5 protein-coding genes are annotated in these 6,513 nt (G+C 70.9%); 2 read left to right on the forward strand and 3 right to left on the reverse strand.

The features are described from left to right. The first annotated feature begins 112 nt into the window (after positions 1–112). Both ACYP5B_RS30920 and ACYP5B_RS30925 read left to right on the forward strand, forming a co-directional pair. Positions 113–1,117: an FAD:protein FMN transferase gene (locus ACYP5B_RS30920; protein ID WP_459572200.1), complete on the forward strand. Its 1,005-nt coding sequence runs from the start codon at positions 113–115 to the stop codon at positions 1,115–1,117. Positions 1,118–1,227: 110 nt separating this feature from the next. Next, positions 1,228–2,811, forward strand: a complete 1,584-nt coding sequence (locus ACYP5B_RS30925; protein WP_459572207.1) for a sulfite reductase subunit alpha — start codon at positions 1,228–1,230, stop codon at positions 2,809–2,811. Positions 2,812–2,820: 9 nt separating this feature from the next. Here the strand turns inward: ACYP5B_RS30925 and ACYP5B_RS30930 are convergent, their stop codons facing one another. The 3 genes from ACYP5B_RS30930 to ACYP5B_RS30940 form a co-directional block, all read right to left on the reverse strand. Next, on the reverse strand, positions 2,821–4,941 hold the full coding sequence (locus ACYP5B_RS30930; protein ID WP_459572201.1) for an acetate--CoA ligase family protein: 2,121 nt from the start codon (positions 4,939–4,941) through the stop codon (positions 2,821–2,823). 61 nt (positions 4,942–5,002) lie between these two features. Further along, positions 5,003–6,001, reverse strand: a complete 999-nt coding sequence (locus tag ACYP5B_RS30935; RefSeq protein WP_459572202.1) for a tripartite tricarboxylate transporter substrate binding protein — start codon at positions 5,999–6,001, stop codon at positions 5,003–5,005. Positions 6,002–6,058: 57 nt separating this feature from the next. Next, positions 6,059–6,418 carry a Zn-ribbon domain-containing OB-fold protein gene (locus ACYP5B_RS30940; RefSeq protein ID WP_400097379.1) on the reverse strand — a complete coding sequence of 120 codons (360 nt, stop codon included), beginning with the start codon at positions 6,416–6,418 and terminating at the stop codon, positions 6,059–6,061. Between the last annotated feature and the right edge of the window lie 95 nt (positions 6,419–6,513).

Raw genomic sequence — 6,513 nt, forward strand, 5'->3', positions numbered from 1 at the left:
GGCCGGGCGCGAGCCCGGCCGCCTGCACAAGCCCAGAGCCCCCAGCGGGCTTTTTGTGTTTCCGTAGTTTCCTTCTCTTCGTCCCTTCAGGTCGTCTTTCAGGTTCGCCCGCATGCAGCGTGTCCTCGTTCCCCTCTCGCTCGGAGCCGCGCCGCCCGTGCCTGCCGCAGCGGCACGCCTGTGCCGCCTGCATGGCGAGACCATGGGCACCACATGGTCGGTGGCGTGGGCCGCATCGCCCATGACAGTCGACGAAGACACGCTCGGCGCCGGCATCCGTGCCGTGCTGGCCGAGGTCATCGCGCAGATGAGCAACTGGGACCACGCCTCGGACGTGAGCCGCTTCAACCGCGCCGAGCCCGGCAGCTGGCTGGCGCTGCCGGCCGACTGCTTCAGCGTGCTGAAGGCCGCGCTGCAAGTAGCGCGCGACAGCGGGGGCGCCTTTGACCCCAGCGCAGGGCCGCTGGTCGACCTGTGGGGCTTCGGCCCAGCGCCACGGCGTGCCGAAGCGCCCGCACTGGCGGCGCTGGAGCAGGCGCGCGCGCAATGCGGATGGCAGCGCATCGCGATCGACGAGGCCGGCAGCCGGGCGCTGCAGCCCGGCGGCATCCGGCTGGATTTCTGCGCCATCGCCAAGGGCTTTGGCGTGGATGCGGTGTCGCGCTACCTGAGCGCGCAAGGCATCGACAGCCATCTGGTGGAGATCGGCGGCGAGCTGCGCGGCCATGGCGTCAAGCCCGATGGCATGCCGTGGTGGGTGGCGCTGGAAACCCCGCCGGGCGGCGGCGCGGGGCACGAGACGCTGGTCGCGCTGCATGGCTTGTCTGTTGCCACCTCGGGCGACTACCGGCGTTACTTCGAGAGCGGCGGCCACCGCTATGCCCATACGCTGGACCCGCGTACGGGCTATCCGGCCAGCCATGCGCTGGCCTGCGTCACCGTGCTGCACCCGCAATGCATGATGGCCGATGCGCTGTCCACCGCGCTGACCGTGCTAGGCCCGGAGGCCGGCATGGTGTTCGCCTGTCGCCATGCGCTGGCCGCGCGCTTCCTGATCCGCCACAGCGGCGGCTTCGACGAACGTTTGTCGCCGGCCTTCGAGGCCATGTTGTCATGACCACGCCTGATACCGCTTCCTCCCTGCCGATGGAAACGCCGGCCGCCGGCAGCCCGCGCCGGCAGAGCCATGAAGGCCACGCCAGCAAGCGCATCCGAGTCCTCAATGCCATGATCCCGCTTGGCGCGCTTGCCGGCCTGGCTGGCATCGCCCTCGGCTTTCTCGCGCCGAGCCGCCCCGGCATGGCCGCCGGCGTGGTGATGGCCTATGCCGGCTTCTGTGCCGCCGTGATCGGCCGCCATCGCCAGCGGCATGCGCGCGCCGGCCAGCTGGCCGAGGCCAAGGAAGGCGCCACGGTCGTGGCCTACGCCAGCCAGAGCGGGTTTGCCGAGCAGCTTGCGCTGCAGACCGCGCAGGCGCTGCAGGATGCCGGCGTGCCCACGCAGCTGCTCTCGTTCGGCGAGCTGGATGCCGGCCGGCTCGCCAATTGCCGCCAGGCGCTGTTCGTGGTCAGCACCACGGGCGAGGGCGATGCCCCCGACAGCGCCTCGGGCTTTGCGCGCAGGCTGACGGCCGCCGCCGGCGCGGGTGGCCTGCGCGAACTGCGCTATGGCATCCTCGCGCTTGGCGATCGAAGCTACGCCAACTACTGCGCCTTCGGCCACACGCTGTCGGCATGGATGCAGCGCCAGCATGCGCAGGCGCTCTTCGACATGGTGGAAGTGGACAACGGCGACGCCGGCGCACTGCGCCACTGGCAGAACCATCTCAGCGCGGTCAGCGGCGGCGCGGAAATCGCCGACTGGGAAAAGCCGCGCTACGCCGACTGGCGCCTGCACGAGCGCCGGCTGCTCAACCCCGGCAGCCCGGGCTCGCCCGCCTTCCACCTTGCGCTGGTGCCTGCCTCAGCCGCCGAAGGCGCGCTGTCCTGGCAGGCCGGCGACATCGCCGAAATCGGTCCGCGTCTCGCGCCGTCTGAAGTCGCGCGCGTGCTGGCGAAACTCTCGCTGGATGGCGACACCGCAGTGCGTTGCGACGGCGCATCCACCACGCTGGCGCAAGCGCTTGCCACGCGCATCGTCCTGCCCGATCCGCATCTGGCCGCGCTGGCCGGCGTCACGCCGCAGCGGCTGGTGGATACGCTGCCGCTGCTGCCGCACCGCGAGTATTCGATCGCCTCGCTGCCGGGCGACGGGCAACTGGATTTGCTGGTGCGGCAAACGCGCCATGACGATGGCCGGCTCGGCCTCGCATCCGGCTGGCTCACCGCGCACGCGGAGCCGGGCGCGGGCATCGCCCTGCGCATCCGCACCAACCGTGGCTTTCATCCGCCCACCGACGATCGCCCGCTGATCCTGATCGGCAATGGCACCGGCCTGGCCGGCTTGCGCGCGCACCTGAAGGCGCGCGCCGCGGCCGGGCACCATCGCAACTGGCTGTTGTTCGGCGAGCGCACCGCGGAGCACGACGCATTCCATCACCTTGAGCTCGCCGCATGGCAGGCCGATGGTGTGCTGCAGCGGCTGGACCTGGTCTACTCGCGCGATGGCGGCGCGCTGCATTACGTGCAGGACGCCGTGCGCGCATCGGCCGACGCATTGCGCGAATGGATCGAAGCCGGCGCGGCCATCTACGTATGCGGCAGCCTCAAGGGCATGGCCGGTGGCGTCAACGCGGCGCTGTCGGAAGTGCTCGGCGAGGAGGCCCTGCTGCGCCTGGGCGAGCAGGGCCGGTATCGGCGCGACGTCTACTGAGCCTGCCCGTCAGGCCGGCGTTGCACGCGCTGCCACTTCCATCAGCGCATCCACCACCACCGCGCCGCCCGCGCTCACCATAACCGGGTTGAGATCGATCGAGCGGATCGCGCCGTTGGCCTCGGACATCAGGTTGCCCACGCGCACGGCGATCCGGCACAGAGCTGCCACATCGACAGCCGGCTCGCCGCGCACGCCCGCCAGCAGCGGTGCAATGCGCAGGCCGGCAACGGCGCGCGCCACCGCGGCCTCGCTGCACGGCGCCAGCAGCACGGCCGTGTCGCGCAGCACCTCCACATACTTGCCGCCGTCTCCCACCAGCACCACCGGCCCGAACACCGGGTCCCAGTGCGCGCCCACCATGCATTCTCGCTGGCCACGTTCCATGCGCGCCACGACCACGCCTTCGCAGACAGCGCCGAGTTTTTCCAGGACGTCGGTCTGCGTGACGAAGGCCTGCGCCACCGCGTGCTCGTCGTTGCAGTTCAGCGCCACCAGGCCGTGCTCGCTCTTGTGCGGCACTTGCGCCGAGCTGGCCTTTACTGCGACGGGCCCTTTCAACTCGCGCCATGCCGCGACCGCTTCATCCACGCTGTGGCACAGCCTGTGCGCCACCACCGGGATGCCGGCCGACGCCAGGCGCGCGAGGCTTGTCGCCTCGCTCAGCGTGTGGCCAGCAACGTGCGACGCGGCTCCCGCTGCATCTTGTGCCGCAGGCCGATGCGCGGCGACGGCCGTGTCTTCCTCGGCTACATCGCGCAACTGCTGCTGGTGCGTGGCCAGCTGGGCGAAGGCGGCAAGCGCTTCGCCTCCGCTGGCATAGGTGGGCACGTTGGCCGCGCGGAACGCAGCGGCCACCGGCGCCTGCCAGGCCGCCACGGCAATCGGTTTGCCGGCGCTGTCGGCAAAGCTGGCGGCATCGCGCGCGAAGCGCGGCAGGTCGTAGCCCATGCCCGCCACCGGGATATCGAGCAGCAGCAGGTCCGCGGCGGGATCGGCGGCCACCACCGGCAGCACGTCCCCAAACAGCCCGCTGTTGGTCAGCAGCGCGGCGGTGACATCAACCGGGTTTGCCGTGGATGCGAACCCCGGCAGGCGCTCCGCCAGCGCCGCTTGCGTGGCCTGCGACAACGGCGCCAGCGAAAGCCCGAGCGGCTCCGCCGCGTCGGCCGCCATCACGCAGCTCGCGCCGGAATTGCTCACCACCACCAACTGCCGCCCGCTTGCCTGCCAGCCGCGCAGGTAAAGCGGCGCGCAACGCGCCAGCGCGTGCGCGTCGTCCACGCGGCAGATGCCGTGCCGCGCCAGGAAGGCGCCCACCGCGCGGTCTTCATTGGCGATGGCGCCGGTGTGCGACGCCGCCGCGCGCTGGCCCGCGCTGGAGCGGCCCGCCTTGACGGCAACCATGGGCACGCCGCGGCGGCGCGCCACCGCGGCGGCTTGCGCCAGCACGGCCGGATCGGTCAGGCTTTCCAGGTACAGCAGGACCAGCCGCACATCGGGATCATGCGCCACGGCCAGCGCCAGCTCGCTCACCGTGATGTCGGCCTCGTTGCCGGTGGCGTGCATATGGCGCACGCCGATGCCTTGGCCGCGCAGCAGGCCGTAGACCATGGCGCTGACGCCGCCGCTCTGGCTCACCACCGCCACCGGGCCATCCTGTGGCGGCACTTCGATGAACATGGTGGAGAAGCTGGCAATGGTGCCGGTGCCGAAGTTGGCCAGGCCCTGGCTGTTCGGGCCGACCAGGCGCAGCCCCGCGCCGGCCGCCACCCGCACCATCTCATCCTGCTGGCGGCGGCCTTCCTCGCCGGCTTCGCCGAAACCCGAGGCGATCACGATGGCGGCCGCCACGCCAAGCCGCGCGCAATCGCGCACGGCCGAGACGGCCGCGTCGCCAGCCACCACGATGATGGCCAGCTCCGGCACCTCGGGCAGCGCATCGAGCGAGGCAAAAGCGGGCAGGCCCTGGATGGTGGCGCGCTGCGGGTTCACCGGGAAGAGCTTGCCGGCGTAGCCGTGCTCGCGCATGTAGTAGATGGGCCGCCCGCCGATCTTGTGGATATGGTCGGAGGCGCCGATCACCGCGATCGAGCGCGGCGCCAGCAGGGCTTGCAAGGTCTGGTTCATGATGAATGCGATCCGAAATCAAAGGCCGGCATGTCCGGCTTCAGGGACAAGCGTGAATGGCTCAATCGATGGTGGCGCCGGAGGCCTTGACCACCTTGCCCCATTTGTCGATCTCCCGCGTCAGGAACTGCGCCGTTGCGGCAGGCGCGGTCCATTGCGCGGCGAAGCCCTGCGTGGCGAACTTGGCGCGCACGTCTTCCTGCTCCAGCACGGTCTTCAGCGCGCTGCTCAAGGTGGCGATCACGGCCGGTGGCGTTGCCGCCGGCGCGAGCAGGGCATTCCACGCGGTGGCTTCGTAGCCGGGCAGGCCAGCCTGCGCCATGGTGGGCACATCGGGCGCGGCGGGCGAGCGGGTCGCGCCGGTGATCGCCAGCGCGCGCAGCCGGCCCTCGCGCACGAAGGGCATGGCGGACAGCATGGTGTCGAACATCACCGTGGCCTGGCCGCCCATCACGTCGGTGAGCGCGGGCGCGCTGCCCTTGTACGGCACGTGGGTCATATGGATGCCCGCCATGCTGTTGAACAGTTCCGCCGCGAGGTGCGTGGACTGGCCGTTGCCCGAGCTGGCAAAGCTGACCTGCCCCGGCTTGGCCTTGGCCAGCGCGATGAGCTCGGCAACGTTGGCAGCAGGCGTGGCGGGCGCCGTGACCAGCACCAGCGGGCCGCGCGTAAGCAGCGACACCGGGGCGAAGTCTTTCTGCGTGCTGTAACCGGGTTTGCTGAACAGCGTCATGTTGATGGCGTGCGCGGTGGTGGCCACCAGCAGTGTGTAGCCATCCGGTGCCGCCTTGGCGGTAGCCTCGGCACCGATATTGCCGCCCGCCCCAGGCCGGTTCTCGATGACCACGGGCTGCTTCAGCTGCTCCGACAACTTCTGCCCGACCACGCGCGCCACGATGTCGGTTGGGCCGCCGGGCGGGTAAGGCACAACGAGCCGCACCGGGCGCGTTGGCCAGTCCTGCGCGCGTGCGCCGGGCGAGGCCAGCAGCACGGCGGCTATCGCCATCGCGCCCATCAGCAGGGCGTGAGCGGGCCGCCGAAGCGGCAAGGTTCGGTTCATGTCAGTCTCCTGGATATCGATGTGCGTCGCTACGCCGTGGTGTGCCGAGCGATGGCTCTACTCGCGCTGGAAACGCAGCAGCATGCGCTCGCCGTGGCGCATGAAGCCCGCGCGCACGCGCTCGCCGATGGTCACGCCCGGCTCGGCATGCGCCATTACGCGCGGCCCTTCGTCCAGCGTGGCCAGCACCAGTGTGTAAGGCACCAGCGCGCGGAAATCCTCGGTAGGGGCGCGCGAGACTTCGGTGACGGCGTGCACGGTGGCACTGCCAGCGGCGTCGCGCCATGCCAGCCGCGTGCCGCCGCAGGCGCGGCATGCATGGCGCTGCAGCGGTTGCCACGCGCCGCAGTCCTCGCACGCCTGGTAGCGCACGACGCCGGCGTCCAGGCCTGCCTGATAGGGATGGTCCGTGCTCATGGCGATGTCCTTGGCGATGTCCTTCTCGAAGGCGCGAACTGTACCGCTGTTGTGCTCCCCTCTCCCGCCTGCGGGAGAGGGGCCGGGGGGGGGGG

This window comes from Cupriavidus sp. 8B (genome assembly GCF_054589115.1).